The sequence below is a fragment of the Pseudobacteroides cellulosolvens ATCC 35603 = DSM 2933 genome (genome assembly GCF_001262605.1).
Lineage (GTDB): Bacteria > Bacillota > Clostridia > Acetivibrionales > DSM-2933 > Pseudobacteroides > Pseudobacteroides cellulosolvens.
Map to the genome: position 1 here is coordinate 2,027,501 of NZ_LGTC01000001.1, position 21,449 is coordinate 2,048,949.

The following is a 21,449-nucleotide window of genomic DNA, read 5'->3' on the forward strand; positions in this document are numbered from 1 at the left end:
AAAAGAGGATAAGGGAACTGGCTGACTTGAGTGCCATAAAGGTGAGCACCAAGGATGTCCATATTTGCAAGAGCCTTAGGATCGTTCAAAATAGGGTCTGACATGCTTTTCACATATTGAAATGACTCAGGTGCTATTACCCTGCAATTAATTGATCCAGCATTATTTTTCATAAAGTTAAGCATTTCTTGTGGGCTCCACCACGTCCACTCATTTGCATAATCAGGCTCATTTTGCACAGAAATAGCATACAACTCCACACCATTTTCCTTCATGTATGAAACGAAATCGTTAAGATGCTGCGTATATGCATTGTACTTATCGTATTTAAGTCTTTTTTTGCCACCAACAGTCTCACACATTTCGCTTGGAGGATTCCATGGTGAAGCAAAAACTATCGCTCCATTTTTAATCGCTGCTTTTGCAGTATCCAATTCTTTTGACCAATTAGCTTTATCCGGGTCAACATGGATTCTTAAAATAGAAAAACCTAATTGCTTCTCTCCATTACCAAAAGCTGTTTCTCTTTGAGGTGCTGTTAAATCATCAATCCAAGTCGGAAAGTTAATTCCTCCAAAACCCCTGATCAATTGTTTTTCTGACGATAAAGTCACAGTTACATCACTTGCTGCTAATACTGTCAAACTCACAGATGATAGAAAAGTAAAAATCAAAGTGAATATAAGCAGCCTTTTAAATTTCATTTTCATTTCTAATCCCCTCCCAATAATAAATAAACATATTAATTTATAATTTACATATTTGTAAATTTCACAAGTAATATTTTAATATAATTTTGTATGCTAAAACTCCTCCCAACAATAAATTTCGTATGATATTACTTTTTGAGTACTAAAAATATTGAATTCAATCTTTTTCATTAAAAATTTCTTGATTTTGTTCATATCTGCTCATAAATTATAATTCGGCAAACAATTTAAATTGTGTCGTTTTTTAAAGTCTCTTAATTAAATTTTGAAACATGTTAAAAATACTTTATACCACATTTCATATTGATTTTTGTATAAACAGTAATTATTTAAGATATTTATTACATTCATTAAGGAACAAAAAACTTTGGGATTGATAAAACCATTGCATCAGTGTAAATGCAGTTAAACAAATTTAAATTGAGATGTAATTAATAAACTTGAAGTTCAAATAATTGAAAAGAAATAAAAAAGGACTTTGAATCATCCACCCAAAATCCTTTTTTGCTCTCAATTGTAGAAAAGATAGGTTACATTTTATATGCATTGTAAATAATGCCTCTTTTATTAATCACAATTGATTTTGCTTCATTGTGCCGATATATTTTGATATTATAGAATGAAAACCTGCGATAATGCCATCGTGAAAAGCGGTTTTTTTCTTGTCCTCACCTTTTATGTACCAGCCATATCCGTATGCACCCATAAATGTTTCAGAGTAAGGAGTAAATATTTTATTCATTGTCTCCTTGCTTACAAGCTTTTTAGTATCTAATGCTTTTTCCCACAAATATAAATCCTCAACTGTCGAATACAAAGAACCTGCTCCAAACGATCCTCTAAAATTCATTGTATAGTCTACCGGCTGAATATCCAAGTATCCATCATATCCTATTGTTTTAATATTAACCTTATCACCGCTCATGCATAATCCCCAATTCTTCATCCTCAGTGGCTCGAATATATTTTTATCCAGATACTCCTCATAGCTTTTTCCCGTAATCTTTTCAACTATATCACTTAGTAAAACATACCCGGAGTTGCTGTAATTCCACTTTTCACCTGGTTTAAAGTCCAACGGGTTATTATATAGAAGCTTAAATATATCGTCTTTAGTTATTTTATACGGATCAATCTGCCAATACTCAGGAAGCGTTGTATAATTAACAATACCTTAAGTATGGGAAAGCAACTGATGGATTGTGATTTCATTTCCCCTTGGAAAATCCGGATAGTATTTGGATAACTTATCATCAAGTTTCAACCTGCCTCTTTCATAAAGCTGCATTATAGCCATTGCAGTAAACTGCTTTGTAATTGAACCTATTGCAAATCTGATTGAACTGGTATTTGGTATAATATTTTCATAGTCCGCCATCCCATAACCCTTTGAAAGAATCACTTTGCCTTCTTTTTCAACTAGTGCTACACCTTGGAAATTATTGTGTTTTACTGCTGCATTAAGATATTCTTCCAATTTTATTTTAATTTGCTGATCTTCCTTGGACAAATAAGATTTGCAGCTTGTAATCCCATTCCATTTATAGTTGTTTTTTAAATAGTGGTTATATCCTGATTTACTAATATTACATAAACAGCTTGATTTTACATTAATTTTTGCCGATGCACTTGTGCCAGCAGAAATTGAACATATACACATAGCACTAATTAATATTATTGAAAATTTTTTTAACATATAACCAACCCTTTCACTCATTAAATAATAACTCTAAAGAAATAAAACAATGATATCCGGATATTCTTTGTACTCATCTCAAGGTTTTCATTAACCTAACATCATATTAATGCTTATTCCCAGCTATTTTCAAGCAAATATATTGTCTGCTTGAAATGCAGCATTTTTTTGCACATCATAATAATTTGCGAACAAAATCTGACAAGAAATTTTTCTATACAACAAAAAAGCACCCTATATAGGTGCTCTTTTTAATTCTTAGTCATGATCAAAAAATAACTTCCGCTATAAATTTGGCTCATGTGTTGACTTAACTCGTCAACACCCGCGTAGAAAGCGGAAGTAATTTTTCATTCATACCTTAAATCATTCCCTAATTACTATTGGCTGTAACCTTTTCTACCCTGACACCATACCAGGAAGGATCAATAATGAACTCTTTTGTCATTCCTGTTGAATTTAACTGTCCCGACCCTAGAAGTCTGTAAAAGATGCTCTCACCCTGGGTGTAAATACTTGTAACAAGCCATACATTACTGCTTCCCTTTATAAATTCATTGAAATCATGACCGCTTGTTCCGTTTTGTTTAAATGCACCAAAACCGCTATAGCCATTAGTACCAGGCTCTAGATATAAATAGTGCTTACGGTTAGGGAAATAATAACAGAAGGTTCCAAATGTATGTTCATCGGTATGTATGAAAATATCATCCTTTTTCATATTTTCCTGCATATACGTCTTTACCTCAAACATAGGGCCATTAAAGCGTTTTGTGTAAATATCCATAATCTGAGGAACGGATAAAGCAGTGATTAAAAGACACACACCTATTATAACCGGTTTTTTATTAAAAAGCGAAATACCATAAGCTGCAGCAACAATCATTATTCCAACCACCGGAACAATGTATCTCTCAACAAGCACTGGCCTTATAATTAACGAAGCTGCCACTCCAAAAGCTAGTGTAAGAATAAATACAGTAATACCTAAAACAGCCATTTTACCTTCCTTATACTTCTTTACTACAGACCTAATAATTCCCCAAATTATTATTGCCTGGAACAAAAAGGCCAATATATGAGCAAAAGTCATCAATGGAAAAAACTTATTTCCATAAGGAAAAATTAGCGTTCTTCTTATGGTATCTAAGGTAACAGGTTGTATCCAGAAGTCCTTGGATACCTTGGATACCTGCTGTGTCAAATAGTATATCCACGGCAAATATGATATGGCACTAATTATAGCAGTTATCATGAATGGTTCAATTGCATCCCTTTTCTTGATTAATATTGATAAAAGCATGATGAAATTGATAATTGCTACAGCCAAGAGTGCATAATAATGCGTGTAGGCTGCGAGAACCGTGCATAATCCAAATTTTACCCAGTCAATCTTCTGTCTTTTGCTTACTGCCAAATACCCGAATAACCCTGATGTCGCTACAAAAAATGCTGCCCATGTATACATCCTAGTTTCCTGGGCCATGGATAGGTTTATTGGCATAGTTATTGCCAAAAATGAATAAATAAGGCCTGTCTTTACTCCAAATATGCGTCTTACCGGACCTATTCCAAGACCTGACAATGCCACTACACCTAAAACGGAAAAGAGCCTTAATCCAAACTCGCCATTGCCAAAAATTGTGGTAAAAATTTTTAAGAAAATAAAATACAACGGGGGATGACTGTCACTTCCTGCGATAGACCAAATTTCAGGAATGGAATGATTAATTATTGCAGCTGAGTATGACTCATCGTACCACAATGATTCATGGGTTATTCCAAAAGTCAGAAATATTAGACCTGCTAAAAAAAATCCTATCCAAATTATTATTGCCTTTTTGCCAACAGTTTTCTTATCCTCTTCCACCATTTTGCACCTCCTATAATTCTCTATATTCTATAGTAAAAGTGTTGATAAACTTTTATAATATAATAATAATACTTGGAACTTGGCTTTAACAAGCGATTATATTGCTGTATTGAAACATGACACAGTTTTACACCAAGCACAATTTTTACCCCATACATAATAAAAATGATTTTACTTCAATTACGAAGTAAAACCATTATTTTAGCTGTTATCATGAATTAAAATCTGTTCAAAGCCTTGACAAGGTTATACACACCCTTACATGTATCGGCTCTGCTGGCCTTTTTAATCGGGTCAAACAAGTCTCCTTTTTTGCCTTCTATAATTCCAATGGAATAACACAAATCAACCTGATCCTTAGCCCAATGTGCAACCTTTCCCATATCTTTAAATGGGGCTGCGGAGGTTTTTTGAGGCTTTTTCCCCATGTAGCTATAAGCATTTATAAGCATTACTGCAATTTCCTGGTTTGTAATTTCGGAATTAGGGCTAAAATAACCATTTCCTGTTCCCTTTATAACACCATATTTCTCCAGTGCTTCAACATAGAGGCAAAACCAATCCTTCGATTTAACATCTATAAACTTGCCCTGATAGGTCCCCAAAGGAATTCCAAAGGCTTTTACAACCATTGTTGCAAACTCGCTTCTTTTGACCTTGCCCTCAGGTAAAAAAATATTATTTCCCATTCCTTTAACAATCTGCTTAGCCGCTAACACATCAATATAATCTCTGGCCCAATGTTTTTCATTAACATCGCTGAAACTTATATTTGGTTCTATTACTGCAAATTTAGTAAAGTGATTTGTCTCCCCCTCAAAAATGCCTTTTTCCTTATTATATCTACCACCCAAGTATTCCCAGTGTTTATCAATTTCATTAAAGTAGTATATTCCGTATTTCCTTATGTCGTAAGTTTCATCTGTAATATTTATTGGAAACTGTAGACCGATATTCTTTGTGAAATTGCTTATAATCTTGGTTATAGGGCCGTTCTCCTTATAAACCTTTAAATCTATAACCGGTGTCCTTAGATTAAGCCCTTTTATTGATGATGGCGGTATAGTTTCTACAAACTTGGTATCACTCACCTGATCAATTACAACCCTTAACACAGATGAGGAATTTTGCTTGAATATATCCAACGGAACATTAATATTGACATCCCTTGAGCTTAGTTTGATATCCAGGTTGTTGCCTACTATAATGCTTATAGCCTCCGTGTTGAATAAAACCTCTTTTGCAGTTTCATCTGAATCTTTAATCTCAAGTACAATCTCAGCTTTTCTTCCGCTATTTACACCAAGCTTACTTATGATCTGATGGCCGTTGACCTCAGTGACTGACTTGTTGTTCTCTTTATCAATTGTTGTTTGAATGTTATCTATCTTAATCTCAATAGGCGGCGGAGTATTTTCTTCTTTCCTCACTATACCTGAAAAGTCGTCTCCCTGAGCTGGTAAAGGAGTAACCATAGGGCTGGCAGCAACTTCAAAGCTATCACGACTCATAACGCTATGGCCTGATATGGTTACCTTAAACCTATATACCCCTCTTTTTATTGAGGCTGGCAACCTCAGTAGTATGATGTTTTGTGTATACGAAACCATCGTAGCCTTGTTTCCGTCCAATTCACCACTACTGTTTATAAGCTCTAAAAGAGAAGGAATTGCATTAAACCCGCTGCCGTGTATTACAGCATTACCGCCTACCATGCCTTCATAAAGGATACATCCAGACATGTCTATTCCTGTTATTGAAAAAGCATTATCAGTAGGTAAGTTATCATCCTTCAATATATCAAAGGTGGAGTTTCCAATATACTCCTTTGAATTTATAATAAATTTAATTCTGTACCTGCCTGCCTTAAGATTTAACGGTATTGGTGCTGTAAGTCTTTGGCCTGAGCTGGATGGATCCAATTGGGCAAATACCGACTCAGCACCTGAAGAGTCAATTATATGAAGCCTGTTGTCGACAGGCTTTGTTAAAAACCCAGAACAAGTCACTATTATACTCCCACTGATTTTTCCTTCAATATTAACTGCTTCGCTGGATAACGAAACACTCTTAATCAAAGGCTCAGTGTTTGAAACAGTAGGAGTTGGAGCAGATATACCATCATCCTTCCTGACAGTAAAAGTTGATGTACTGGCGGCACTTTTTCCTTCAGTTGTTATTCTTACCGTATAACTGCCAGCCGTAAGACTTGAAGGAACAGGAAAACTTATTGTCTCCCCGCTGCTCATGTCAGGAATAAAAGCCGTACCTACCCTGCTACCCATTTGGTTTAGAATCTCTATAGTATTACGACTTGAAACTGCGGAAAAGTTTTTACCATTAACTATTATATTTCCACTGATCCTGCCTTCCACAAGATATGCTTTTGATACTCCCAGGCTCGTTATCTCAGGAACTTCGGCAGATATTATACTTGGAGTAATGGTATAATCCATATCCTTTAATTTATTTAATACCTGAACTCTAATTTTATATTTTCCACTTACTACGTCCTCTGGTACATCCAATCTTATATTGGCATTTCCATTTTTAAAGCTTCCAATACCTTTATTAACATCTACTGCCTGCTTACCCTGACCATTTAAAAATACAGCTGTTACACCTGTATAATCACTTACATCCATTTTGATATAAATGAGAATATCCCGGCTTCTTCCTTCCTCATGACTTGAAGGGGTCACTGATACATTCGGAATATTGCCTGCATCCGCTGTTAACAAATATTTAATAAGACTTTGTGCTGTCATTTGAAGGCTGGTTGAACTGAATCTTATATAGTATTCCCCTGCAGTAACACTTTCAGGTATTTGTAATGAAAATACAGTTTGGCTGCCTGTTATGTTCATGGTTCTTTCAACTCCAAAAACCTTAGTCTGTCCATCGTTTAAAACAAGGTCGGCTGTTATGCTGTTTCTACTATCTGCATTGGTTGTCATTACATAAATAACAGGATTCCTTTGATTTGAACTATCGATGAATATATTATAGCATAGCGGTTGATTGGATTCTCCAAAAGTATGTAAAGTTGTCATTACTACGAAAATCATCAAAAAAACTGCTATGGTTCTTTTCATGTTTATACACTCCTAATTTTAGAAATTATAAAGAATTGCTTTTTATATAATAGTTCTAAAGAAATAACTTCCCCTATAAGCTATATAAAAAGTGTATAGGAGAAGTTATTCTTCAATCCTTACTTTAAGTTGAAAATCAAATAAATTATGTTTGCTGCTTCAGCTCTTGTAGAAGCTTTAACCGGATAATAATTTCCATCTTCTCCGCTGTCTACTATCGAATACCTTGCCAGGAGTGAAATATACTTTTGTGAGTAATCAGAAATGGTCTTTGAATCCGCATACTTTTTAATAAACTCTGCATAATCTGTAGGCAGGGTCTTGCCCTTAAGTTTTGAGAGGGCATTAGCAGCTATTACCGCCATATCCTGCCTTGATACCTTCTCATTCGGAGCAAATGTCTTGTCCGGTCTACCGGATACTAAACCAGCTTTTACTGCTACAGAAACGGTAGAATAATACCAGTCCTTTTTGCTTACATCCTTGAAGTTGCTTGCAGCACTTGGATCCTCCAGCTTAAAGGCCCTTACAACAAATGATACAAACTCCGCTCTGGTAAGATTATTATCAGGATTAAACTTACCTGCATAACCTAAAATTACTCCCTTGGATGCAAGAATCTCTATTGAATGCTCATATTTGGAATTAGCTGTATCAGTAAATTTTATATCATTTACTTTGACAACATACTGACTGAAATGTTTGGTTTCAAATGTTACAGAGCCTGTGTTTAAATCATATGAACCTATTATGTTTTGAAGCTGTCCCTTGTCATTAATATAAAATACCGTTATTTTTTCAGGATTCTCTCCATTCTTTAACGTATATGGGACAGCTACCTCAACAGGCTTTGAGAAATTGCTTACTTTCTTATCTCCTACCTTTAAATCAAAGTCGAAGACAGGATTTTCACCAACTATAGCCTTAACCTTTTGACTTATAGCTACATTGTCTACCTTAGCTGCTGATATACTTACAGTTTCATTTTCCTTACTTGTAATAATACTTGGAGGTATTGATATTTTAGCAACGCCCGTATCTACAGCAATCTTGTCTATTCTTTTTTCCTCAGCTTTTTTAAGAAGCGAAGCAGGTAATGCTGTATCAACCTTTGTCAATTCCTGTTTAACATCTTCACCAGAGGCAACCTTTATTTCGAGTACAGCCTCAACCTTTGCACCAGTTTTTGCATCTTTGATTGCTTTATTGAGATCACTAGTCGCTTTAGCTATCTCATCAATCCTGTTTTCCATATTTTGAGCCTGTGTATTGCTAATAACTACCTTAACTTCCTCACCTTTTATTTCAGCACTAACCTCTTCAGTATTAATCTTATCGAGAACTAACTCTGCGGTTTTAATCAACTCTTCCTCCACAGCCTTTGTTGACACACCTTTTTTGTCAATATTTACAATGTTTTGTACTGCGGTTTGAATTATATTCAAAGCCATTTCCTTAGCCGCCTGGACATCAGCTTCATTTGCAAGATTAGCTTGACCATCCTTAATTATCTCAACTGCTTTTACTACTTCAGCAGGCATTGGAGCAGATGTAGGCGTAGGTTTTGGCATAGGTGTTGATTTGTATGAAGTCTTTTGCGTTTGTGTTGGTACAGGTGCTTGTGTTTGCTTTTGTGTAGGTGTTTGTGTTGGTACGGGAGTACCGGTTGCAATCATAGTAGGTGTAGCCGTAGCTGTGGAAGTAGACGTACTGCTTGCTAGTGGCAGTGAACCACCATTATTGGGATTAGCTGCTGAAGGAACCGAAGTTGGTGTTGATGTTGGTGCTAATGTTGGTGTTGCAGTTGGTGTTGATGTTGGTGTTGCAGTTGGTGTTGCAGTTGGTGTTGCAGTTGATGCTGTTACTGTTGGTGTTGCAGTAGCTTCCAATGAATTAAGTGTCGTAGCTTTGATAACTGAAGATTTTGCTGATTCTCCCGCTACCTCATGAGTAGCTGACACCTTATAGTAATAGTCTGTTTCTTCACTTAATAAGGTATTTGTATAAGTAAGGTCATTTCCTGTGTATACTACGGAATATTCACCATTCAGACTCGTAGATCTATAAAGCTTATACCCTGTAGCTCCTGAAACTGCTGACCAGTTTACAACTATTGACGAAGCAGTTACTGTTCCAGTTGTTGGTGTAGCAGGATTTGGTATAACAACAAACGAGGCAATAATCTCATTGCTATTTATATCTGTTGCAGATACATTATAAGTACCTGGTGTTAAATCCTGCGGAGCAGTAAAGGTAATTGTATTTGAAAGTACACTAATTTGAACATTTGAAAGCATTTCATTTTCATCTGCATAGTCATTGTCCCTATTAAGGTCAATTTTAACAATTGTATTTTCATCAAGAGTGATACCTTGCGTTGTCACCACCATTGAAATAACTTCATCATAATGGGAGAATACCAGAGCCGGAGCAATTTGAGCAGATGATGTACTTACAATAATTTTATTTTGTGAAGCCGGAATAATTACTATCTCATCAATAATTCCATTTTCACTTGTACGAACCTTAAGACCATAATTACCTGTAGTGCTTATAGTGCTCGGAATTATATCAAAGGTAAGATGTGTATCATTTGCAGCTACTACATTGGTTATGGTACAAGATACATCTGCCCCACTTACATCAATCAATTTAACTATAGGAGTTATTCTTGAAAAATGTGTATTTGTACCTGTTACAGTAAGAGTCTTTGTGCCCTGTATGGTTTTTAACAGAGTCACAGGAGTGGTCGTACCTTGAGCTACAGCAATTGAAGGCTTAGTAACAACAAAAGTCTTCTCAGCAAGTAGATCATCTGCAGTCACTTCATTTCCATCCATATCAACTTTTATTTTATAAGTTCCATCTGAAAGGCCTTCATCAATATAAAAGGATAATGCAGTGTTTGTTACTCCCGGATTAACCAACTGTGTCTGCTTAAGAGTATTGCCTGAATCATAAATATAAACTTTAGTTGCAGACTGAAACAATGTATTTGAACCTGTTAAACCTGCTTGAAATTTCTTATATCCGGCAGGTATATTACTTCCGACTGCCAAAGCATATCCAGTGAAGCTTAGGGATTGTATGTAGGGATATTTAACATTAAATGATTTCTTTAAAGTTACAGAACCTGCAGTAACCCTTATTTCATAAGTCTTATCAGTACCACCCATATTTGCATCCAGTCCTGTTGCAAGAGTAAAGCTGATGTTGCCTGAAGCAATGCTAATACCACTGATGTTACCGGATGTAATATCGTTACTTTGATCTGTAGTACCATCAAATAGTTTAATTACAGTCTGATCATTAAACTTTATATTAGTTCCCTTAAACACCAAATTCTTCTGGCTGGTATATCCCTGGCATATTGATGTGAATGCAGCCTGACTGCTGTCCTCTAAAACAGCAACTGCAACAAGTACCGTTAGGGTCTTGGTGACTTTTTCAACTCCTGTAGCCACTTCTATATTATATGTATTTGGAGCAAGTCCTTCACCAAGCTTAAATGTTAAAGCCCCACTTCCTGAAACGTTTATATTGGTAACAGTTCCAACACTTGACTGTCCGCTTAATACCCTTACTGTAGTCCTCTCCTGAACAAATCCGGTATTTGTTCCTGTTACGGCTATTGTACAATTATTTGTATAGTTCTGATTTAAGGTCTGATTGTTGTTCTCTGTAGTAAAATTGATGGATGGAGTTCCTCTTACAAAAACCAAGTCTTCTCCAACAACTGTTTCAGATCCTGTTGTAATATGCACATCATAAGCAGTTCCACTGATTGAATCTCCCGCCAGTCCTGTTGGAACCGTTATTTTAAGCTGTTTACTGTTGTTTACAATGCAGGTTACTGTCTGTTCTATAACTCCTGCAACAAGCTTAACCTGAGAAACGCCTTCAACAAAATTTGTATAGTTGGCATCTATAATCATATCAACCGACTGGTCATAATTATTCGCAAGGCTTAAAGGGGAATTTGTTGTTACGACAGGAGTTCCAATGCTGATTGAACCTACAACACTATAGTCATAAGTAGCGGAATTATCCACCAACCTTATTCCATATGTTGTATTATCGGTAACGGTGGAAGAATTGATGATAAATTCAACTTTTGTAGTTGTATTGGTAAGTGATGATGTCTTCACATTATTATCCTGTACACCATTTACAAAAAAGAATGGACTTACCGTACCATTGAATTCTCTTCCGCTTATGGTTATTGATATTGCTTTAGTAGGTAAATCACTTAGTTTCACAGATGCAACATTAATTGTAAATGTTTCACCAGCCGCAAGGGTTAGCTTGACAAAAGTAAAAGTGCATATAAATATAAAAACAAGACTTAGCACTACTGAAAAAAGTTTATTGCGGGTTAACTGCTTCCATAATACTGTTTTCATCATATGAACACTCCATTACAATATAGATTTTTACTGCTTGGACTCACAAAACCACAAAGTGATTTTCCAATATTGTAAAACATCAATTTCCGGCAGGAATATCCTGCCGGAAATTTTATAAAGCTTAGATAAATTTTCAATACGTTCATCAAAGAAGATCAGTTTCAACATTGATAGACCAATTTGATGTGCTATCAGTACTTGCTGTTTTAATTACAATACTGCTTTCCTTCACACTCTTATTTCCTTCAGCAGTTTTAACATTAGTAACAGCCCACTTTGAATTGATATCAACCTTTATAGAGAAGTTGCCTGCACTGTCTGTCTGAACCCATTTCTCTGTATCGGTAGCTACATTTTGAGCATCATATTGTTTTAATGCAACCCATACGCTGTTTGTTACTCCTGTTATCTGCCCAGCCAATTCCCTTCTTGATGTAACAGATGTTAAGTCAACAGCAAATGTATTAGTTCCTGTTACACTAAAACCGTTGCCGTCAACAGCATTCCATGCAGTTGATGTTCCGATACTCTTTATTATATAACTTCCGTTCTTAAGTTTTGCCTTAAATGTAAAGTTATTGTCTGAACCTACTTTAGATTCACTTATAAATGAGTAAATAAATTTGTTTCCGTTCTCGTTTAATTCTACTTCAAGCCATGCCTTATCTGAAGCTGTTGGAGCATTTGTTATGTTAAGAGTTACATTCGGCCCAGGCTGGCTTATTACTAGTGTTTCGACTTTCATCTTGGTATTATTATCGTCAATTTTGTTTAATACATTAATACTATTAACAGTTTCATAACTAAACTTAGCATCAGAACGGTACCACCCGTTTTGTCCATATACATCTATAACTTTGTAGTACCCACCATCATCTATTACCGGCAGATTGATTCCAAATGATCCATCATTGGCAATTTCCGTCCATTTTGCAAACCACCAATGTACATCATCACCTGCGTATTTCTGTGCCATTTCATCCGCTGTGATAGCAGTTCCGTCAATCTTAACCTGCTGATTTTGGTTATTGAAGCGTGCAAAGGATATTGAACCTTTACCTACTGCCTGTGTTCCGCTTATTGTTGCTGTCCCTGTTACATTAGGAAGCGGTGGTGCTATGTCAAGTGCTGGTACTATATTATTGTTATAAACAATCCTACCATCAGCATCAATAGTAAACCTTAAATCCGTTTCATACCAGAAGTATTCGATTGTTTGGGAATCAAAACCACCTACTGATACAACCTTATAGTTTCCGGGATCTGCTACCACGCTGAACTTGTAAATTCCCGTTCCATATTCCTTATAATCAGCTCCGAACGCACCTGTCCAATCATTAGCGGAGTTATTTGCCGGCTTGATTGTCAGCCATGCATTACCTTCTACCTGTTTTAACTGACCATTGGAGTTACTCTTGTAGCTAACTATTCCTGTCAGGTTTTCAATAGGCGGTGTAATATCAAGTGTATTTTCAGTATTGAGATATCCTGACTTGTCTGGAGTTATTATTCCACCTTGTGCTGTAAGTGCTATATTGGTTTTCATCCATACGTCGCTTCCATCAGCCTTATAACCACTAACATTTATTATTCTCCAGCCTGTATCACTATCTCCTAAGAATTCCTCAAAGGTTCCGTCAGCTTTTACATTGAACCAATGAGCCTTTGACCAGTCAATTTCTCCTGTTTTACCTTTAACAACGCTAATCCAGCCGCTATTTAGTTTGACAGACTTATCTTTATCAATATATACAGTTCCTTTGAAGTTTGGTTTCTGCTGGCTTACTGTAAGGGTCTTTGTCTGTGTATTGATAAAGTTGTCAGTGTTGTCATCTACCATATTTCCATTAACATCTATATCAAAATCCTTGTCAACCCTGGTGTAGAAGTTGTTTCCGCCAGCATCCAATACTTTGTATTTACCTGGCTTTAACGTCAGTATTCCATCTCCATCTGATCCGGTATTCACCCACACATTATTGGAGTTGTCATTGTCATCAAGATAGTATACACTTCCATTGAGCTTGTATGGTTTTATATTTACCCATGCTAATTTGAGCTTTGCATATTGTCCTGCTGTCAAGGTACCTTGAGCATAACCGTCAGCCCAATCACCGGCATTGTATATTTTTTCTACTACAACCTTAACATTTGGCTTAATAACAATCTTAGGCAGTGTTGATTCTTGAGCATCATCAATGTTCTTTAATACTCCGCTCTCCACCTTAAAGACATAGTTTAAGTTGATCCATTGTCCGGATGCCCAATCTCCGTTGGCACCTTGTGTCCACTTGGTATTGTATCCGTTGATTCTGTAATTGCCATCTTTAAGCTTGATTGCAAACTTACCTGCATCATCTGCATTAACATTAAAATATCTGTCCTGCCAGTTGAATACTTCTATGTTTTCAACAACATTCTGTCCTAGATCTCCTGTTCTTTCAATGCTTAAATTTGCACCAGAAATACCGGCACCATTAATATCATAAATTTCACCTGTTACATTTGCAGACATATTTATGTTGAGCTCATATCTCGTCAATGCTGCATCATATGTCACATTACCTGCGGTGGTCTGGCTCAAGCTAAATTCCTCATTCATCTGCTGCCAACCTAATGTTGTGGATAGACCGTTTATTGTATATGTACCATCGTCAAGAGTTGCATAGAAGGTTCCAGTGTCTCCATAAACACTCATTGTAACAGATATCCACTTCTCGTACTTCCATGGGTTGTTGATAAATTCAATGTAATTTGGATCATCTTTTTCCAGTTTTGGCCTTATGGATATGCTCACTGATTGTGGTGTAGTACCTTCAAACAGATTTCCAAAATCAATAGTTCCCTTCAAATTAGGCTTAATGACCATATTCTGGCTGCCTTCTCCAACAATAAAGTTCTTATCAAGCTGGAATCTCTGAGTCTTGTTCCAATCATTATCATCAGACATTATAGTAACTTCTCTTATGATATATTGCTGTCCAGCCTCCATATTCTTTCCGAATGTACCGTCTGCTCCGATTTCAGCCCATTCCCACTTTGTATTATCCGGTGATGAGAAGTTAATCCAGCCTTTATTAGCAACAGGCTTATCATCAAATCCTTTAACAGTACCTGATACATTTGGTTTTGGAGGAACTACTACAAACTCATAATCTGGAGTATTTAACTGTTCCTTTGTAATAGTCAGGTTAATATCATAACGTACTCCTTCAACATAAGCTTCAGTTATTATATAGTCATGTGCAGCATCAAGCATAACTGAGAAGGAACCATCTGGTTTAACATTAATCCATTTTTGATACATCCATGGTTGTGCATCGAACTCTGTCTGTAAAACATCCTTCTGTTTCAGCACCAAGTTTATATCTACCCAGCTTCCTTCATTTACTTTCTGTGTTGTAAATGGTATTCCGACATTTGATTCGTAAGTTTTGTAAAGATATCCCGTAAAGTTGTTCTTAGGTATGCTTACATCAAGCAGTGTTACAGCAGCTCCATCCAAAGTGAGTCTCATTTCCAGCTTGCTTGATGTATTCATGACTACATAGAACTGCTTTTTGATTTCTCGCCATTCGTAGAAACCAGTGCCGTCAAGATTTGCCTTCCATATATTAACACCTTCTACAATGTATTCTCCTGCTTCCAGATCTCCGGAGAATTTACCTTCACTGTCTGTGCTGAATCCAAAGTATCTATCCTGCTCTTTTAAAGATGTAACCTTCCTCAAATTAATCCAGGTATTTGCAATAGCACTTCCCGATTCATCTTTAAGTATTGCATTTAGTACAGGAGCTGCAATTACAACTATCTTTGTCAAAGGATTACTGGAAGTAACATTTTCATCAACTATAAAGCTTATATTAAGCTGCTTCCATTCCTTGCTTGTTTGTATTCCTTCTATTACATAGTCACCGAGTTTAAGGTTTGTATTATATTCACCGTTAATATCGGTATTGAAACCCATGTATGTATCCCAATATTCACTTGCAGACTTTATCTTCTTGAGATTAACCCACTTGCCCGCAAGTAAATTACCTGCTTCGTCTTTAAAAATAAGTTTGGTATTTGGCGGAGAGATCTTCATTAATACTGTTTTGGGAATTTCTATAGTATCAGCTGATGTTACTTCAAATGGAATATTTACTTGTTTCCAAGTTCCGCCGTCATCAAATCCATCAATAACATATTTACCTGGCTTCAATATAAATGAAACCTGTCCATCTGAGTCAGTCTTGCCCCATTTATAGACCTTCGTTCCATCTTCATCCCTTTGACCGGATATGTTAAGACTTATATTAGGTCTCGAGTTCTGATTAACATTATCATCTACAACCTTAATAAATACATTGCCAATGCCAAAGTCGTATACTATTGCATTAGATCCGGTTTTGTCGAAACCTTCACCAACTACCAATGTGCTCTTTGGATCATTTTCAACTGCTACATAACCGGATTCCTGAGATGATATCGACTTGATCTTGTAGGTTCCAGGAGCAAGTGAAAAGTCAAATCTTCCTGAATTGGAGTTATGAAGATATATTTCCCTTCCGTTATAATTCATAAATGTGATATCTGCATAACCTGTTAGGAGAATTCCCTTTTTAACCAGATTAACAGTTGCATTAATTGCTGGAAGAACAATTTTATTTATATCTGCTGTTCCTGATACATTGCTTATGACACCATCATTAATGGTAAATGTAATGTTTGTTGTATATAATACAGAATTACCGCTTTGGGTTGTCGCACCGGTCCCATCAGGAGTTTTTGTATCTGAATATCCATCCTTTGAAATGGTGCTTATTCTATAACTACCATTTGGAAGTTTAGCTTTAATATCTCCTGTATAATCTGCCCATGTTTTAAATGTGGGTATCGAATAGTCAAGACCTATGCGTTCTATCTGTACCTTCACGTCACCTTGAACTTCAGTCTGATTCTTGTATAGTTTACCTACTGCTATTTCCTGTGTTACAAAGTCTATTGGCATTCCATTATTTAAATTGATTGCCTGATTGCCTTCTACCAATATTTTAATTTCATTCTTAGGTAGTATTATTGTCTGATCTCCTTGGTATTGTCTTACTCCAAGAAGTATATATTCCCTTGGATTACCTGTTTCACCAGGTGTAAGGTATATGTTAAAGCTGCCGTCAGCTGCTACCATAGCCCTCTTTCCAAATGCCTCCTGTAACATATATTCATCCACACCGGTAAAAGGAGCCTTAAGGTATTTCTTTTCAATAAATACCAGTTCATAACCATTAGGTGCTGTATTATTAACTAACACTGCCTGTATATTTGCCATTCCTGATACATTTGCAAGCTTTTCAGAAGCAATTACCTCTAATGGAACCTCACTCGAACCAACCTTAGGTTTCGCTTCAAAATCTACATCCAATTGGATTCTCTTGTATTCTGGGCTGGATATATTTACTGAATATATCTTATAAGTACCCTGTTCCAAATCCAATATACTAACACCTTCAAAATCAGTCATCCCTGGCTCAGTCTTGAGACCTGTACTATTACCACCGGTTTCAGTTGCTGCAGATTTTGTATTTGAGAGTGAATCTGTTCTGACATACATAAAGCTTGTATTTGGAAGTAAATTACCGTTTCCATCCTTAAAAGTTGCCTTTACTCTAACAAATATCTTAACAGGAACAATGATGTCTTTTGCCATTGTATTTCCAACTATATCCTTAAGACCATGCACAGTAAACAGGTCACCCGAGCTTACCTCATCAAAGTACAATATTGCCCTTCCTACAGGACCCGTTGTTTGCTCTGACCATTCCGGCACAAGCTTTACAGGACTTACAGGCAAACTATTATGGTTTAAACTAAAGTATGCAGCTTTATTTGCTACGATGTCTTCAAGAAGAACCTGGTCAAAGAAATCAACATGTATTGCGTAATAATCCTTACCATCAACATCGTCATGAACTAAACCTTTGAAAAATACATCAGCAGAAGGAGGTGCCAAATCCAGTTCAACGCTTCTCCTTAAGACTTCTGAGACTATATTAGCTGTATCTTCAGCATATCTAACCTTTGCAGTAAGATAAATACTTTGTGTGAATGTGTTTAATATATTGGTGCTATTTGTATCAGGAGTAAATCCGATATCCTTTACAAATCCATCTGTACTCTGTCCTTTTACTAATGCATTTGATAAGTATACTACAGGAATATAATCACCCTTGGTAATATCCATCTGCATATTGGTTATAAACCAATCAAGAGTAATATATGATCTTCCGTTTATAACAATAAGATTTTCGTTATCTTTCTCCAGATAACCAGACTTTGTTCCAATATTTATGCTATATGATCCATCATAGCTGTTCCAATTTATTGTACCATTGAACTTATCAACAAGTGCCCTGACTTGGACATATTCTTTATTATTGTCTGTCAATATTGGAAGAACTACCTCTGAAACAGCAGTGCCGGTAGTAGTTGTACCATCAACATAGGAAGTTGTGCTGCTGAGTTTTATTGTTGCAGGAGTATATCCCAACTCAGCAGACAGCTTAGTTAAGTCACCATTAAACCCATGAAATTTAAGTGTCAAATTTCCATTCTTGTTAATTTTTGAATCCTTATTCTGGTCAATATACTGCCATGCTTTAGCTTTTAAATAGATATCAAATCCTGTGTCAGTTACATAGTCCAAGCCTGAAATTTTTATTATATTTCCTACCTGAATTTCAACAGGTATAGTATTTGATTCAAAGCTACCGTTATCAGAATATTTAACAGCTCTCATTGTATAACTGCCTTCATATAGCCCGCCTAAGGCATATGTTCCATCATAATTGATATTGGACTCAGCTACTTTGTTCTTAATATTATCATAAACTTCAACTCTTCCATAAGTCGCAGGCACATTGTTGCCGCCCGGTTCATATACCTTACCCTTTATCTGAATGTCTGTTAGATTCAGGTCAACATAATTACTATAGCTGTACGGAATATTATTTACATATATGCCCGTCGCATCAACTTTTATTTCAGTCTCTTTAGATGGTGCAAAACTGCCATTATTTGATACACCTTTTATTTTATAGGTACCTGGCCCAAGTTTTCCTATATAGAAATAGCCGCCATTGTTGTTTGATGCAAATCCTTTATAATCTGTTGTACTCCAACCTTCTAAATGTGAATCCTGGCATAACAAACCGTGCTTATCATAAATACGTCCTTTTATTTGCGGACTTACTAACTTAAGCTGTGGATTAGCACCGGTATAATTACTCTGATCGTCGATTGTAAATTGAAAACTGTCAGACCTTATATACTCACTTCCGTATTTGCCTGCCTCAATTCTATAATTCCCTGGAAGGAGATTGCCAATCTTAAAATTACCCAGTCTATCTCCATTAAAATATCCAATCCAATCACTTCCACCTGCCGTGTTATCAGCCTTGAATACATCAACACCGGCATATCCGGCAGGATTATTATATGGATCAACAATTGTTCCAGTTATTTGCGGTATAGTAAGTTTAAATGTAAGATTTAATGTTTGTCCCTCATATTTTGCCAACTGCCTTGCAGAATTAGAATAAACTGAATCTTCCGGTGCAATTGCTGTTATATCATATTCAACATTCTGTGTTAAGTTTGTGATTATAAAACTTCCATCATCATTTACAGGATATATATAATTTCGCATTTCTGCCTTACTTTCAACATTTATAAACCCGCCGCCAATACCAGTAGTGTTATCTTCCGGTTTAACTACCTTTCCAATAATTTGTTGATGTCCAACGAATATTCTGGATATTCCGATAACAACACTGCCATTTTGAGTAACTTTTCTTACATTAATTTCATACTCTCCGCCTTTTAAAGGGTAGCTAAGGTTTTCTGTTGTTGTTATTAGCAGTTGATTATCGTCTACTGTCAAACCGTTTCCCGGCGTAGCTGTCCAATTAAAATCAGGTCCCTTTAAATCCACTTTGATATCCAGATCCCCCGCTGCCCATGTATACTGAGATGATGCACTGTTGGTTAATTGTATGGTCTGACCAGCTCCCTCTCCTGTTATAAAATCAGGGAAAACTGCAAGCTTGGGTATAACATTGAACAAGCCACTATTTGGTAATGCCAATGGTGTATTGCCCTGCATAACTTTAAGGTAGTAACTACCCGGAGCAAGTACCATAGCTTTATCGAAGAAGAATCTAAACCCGTCAAATTCATTCTCAAGCGTTACTGTTCTTCCCAGTTCGTTATTTCCATCTGTTATAACTGCTGTAAGTGAGTTAGTATCCAATTGATTAAGGTTATATCCATGAACCCCTAAATTGTTGGTTCCTTGTACCATAAAGGATATACCGGATATAGTCGGTCCAGGGATTGAGCTATCACTTGGCTCAGGTGTTGAACTAGTATACATTGGTGTTTGTATCGGCTCAGATGACATTGGTGGGGGATTGGGTGTATTAGCTGAACCCACTGTAAATTCGGCATGTCCATATAATTTTCCTGAAGTATCCTTAACATCAACAAAATATGTACCGTCGGATAATAGTGCCGGTAAGGCCCAAATCACATCAGCAGCAGTTTTTGAAATATTTTTGTTTGCATTGTTAAAACTGTTGAGATCCATATTAGAATTTTTACTTCCTAAATATAAATCCAATAATGAATCTACTGTCCACTTATACCCTTCGTAAGTACTGTTTTCTACTTTTATCATCGGTCCGCTGGCAGTATCGTATGTATAGGATGATTTAAGTCTTGGAAATACCTGAAATTCTTTTCCTGAATCACCAACCAATGATATTTGATCTGCCCACAACATAAGTTTGTACGAACCTGGCTCTAAAGTATTCGGCAGTTCCAAATGAAGTATAGTGTCTGAATCAATGCCAATATTCGTAGGGATGATTTCCGTCATTCCTGATGCCTCTTTAATTGAAGCACTAATTTGGGCACCATTTAAATTTTCAAAGCCTAAACCCTCAACCACTATAATTAAATCACCAGCAAGCCCTTTAACCTCTGTAACTGCTGTATTACCAGTATAAGTTAATGCCTGTACAGGATACACAAATGAGGTAAACATCATTACAAAGCATAAAAAGTATACTGCAACCTTCGTTAGATTTCTCTTCATGAAAAATCCTCCTCTTTTTTAATTTGTAAGACCTCTCCTTAATTCTCAACATACAAGTATCATAAAAATTCATAAAGAATCTCTATGACCTTCATAACTCTTATATTCACTTATTACCTGAAAATAAAGATCATGTCCGGAATGCAAGATTTCAATTGATAACAACACAATTAATAATTCCGAATATATACACCTTTTACAATATGGTGTTTAAAAAGTTTACTTAAATCTAATATAAAAATCAATAAATTTATACATTTGTCTATAACAAATACTGTCAAAGCATTTGTTATTTGCTATGTCAAATATAAAATTAACTATGATTTTTATATTTATTGAAATGCATTATGATTATATAAAAATCAATCAATTTTTTAAATTAATATTGATTTCTATATAGATAAAAAATGATAAACCTTTCACACTCATCTTTCGCAAGTGATTTTGTTACGCTAAGTGTAAGATTATTAACACTTTTAATTAAGAAAAAGAACATAGAAATAATCCAAAAGAAATATAATTGACAAACATCA

The 21,449-nt window shown here is 35.9% G+C and carries 5 protein-coding genes and 1 pseudogene (1 of these 6 cut by a window edge); all 6 read right to left on the minus strand.

Annotated elements, in window-relative coordinates:
• Positions 1 to 710, minus strand: the 5' end (the start) of a protein-coding gene (gene xynC, locus Bccel_RS08300) for a glucuronoarabinoxylan endo-1,4-beta-xylanase XynC (protein ID WP_081927194.1). Its footprint begins 775 nt before the window's first position; 710 of the gene's 1,485 nt are visible here — the first part of the coding sequence; its start codon is at positions 708 to 710; its stop codon lies beyond the left edge, outside the window.
• Positions 711 to 1,281: 571 nt separating this feature from the next.
• A pseudogene (locus tag Bccel_RS31350) lies at positions 1,282 to 2,427 on the minus strand (serine hydrolase domain-containing protein).
• Between the two features lie 352 nt (positions 2,428 to 2,779).
• Positions 2,780 to 4,279, minus strand: coding sequence for a glycosyltransferase family 39 protein (locus Bccel_RS08315; RefSeq protein WP_036944945.1), 1,500 nt, complete (start codon positions 4,277 to 4,279; stop codon positions 2,780 to 2,782).
• A gap of 218 nt (positions 4,280 to 4,497) precedes the next feature.
• Positions 4,498 to 7,374: an S-layer homology domain-containing protein gene (locus Bccel_RS08320; protein WP_036944946.1), complete on the minus strand. Its 2,877-nt coding sequence runs from the start codon at positions 7,372 to 7,374 to the stop codon at positions 4,498 to 4,500.
• 119 nt (positions 7,375 to 7,493) lie between these two features.
• Positions 7,494 to 11,780: an S-layer homology domain-containing protein gene (locus Bccel_RS08325; RefSeq protein WP_036944947.1), complete on the minus strand. Its 4,287-nt coding sequence runs from the start codon at positions 11,778 to 11,780 to the stop codon at positions 7,494 to 7,496.
• Positions 11,781 to 11,925: 145 nt separating this feature from the next.
• On the minus strand, positions 11,926 to 20,916 hold the full coding sequence (locus Bccel_RS08330; RefSeq protein WP_036944948.1) for a flagellar basal-body rod protein FlgG: 8,991 nt from the start codon (positions 20,914 to 20,916) through the stop codon (positions 11,926 to 11,928).
• Between the last annotated feature and the right edge of the window lie 533 nt (positions 20,917 to 21,449).

Bases quoted from the DNA above. Each gene is read 5' to 3' on its own strand.
- Bccel_RS08320 (WP_036944946.1), bottom strand. From the start codon at position 7,374: ATGAAAAGAACCATAGCAGTTTTTTTGATGATTTTCGTAGTAATGACA.
- Bccel_RS08325 (WP_036944947.1), bottom strand. From the start codon at position 11,780: ATGATGAAAACAGTATTATGGAAGCAGTTAACCCGCAATAAACTTTTT.
- Bccel_RS08330 (WP_036944948.1), bottom strand. From the start codon at position 20,916: ATGAAGAGAAATCTAACGAAGGTTGCAGTATACTTTTTATGCTTTGTA.
- Bccel_RS08315 (WP_036944945.1), bottom strand. From the start codon at position 4,279: ATGGTGGAAGAGGATAAGAAAACTGTTGGCAAAAAGGCAATAATAATT.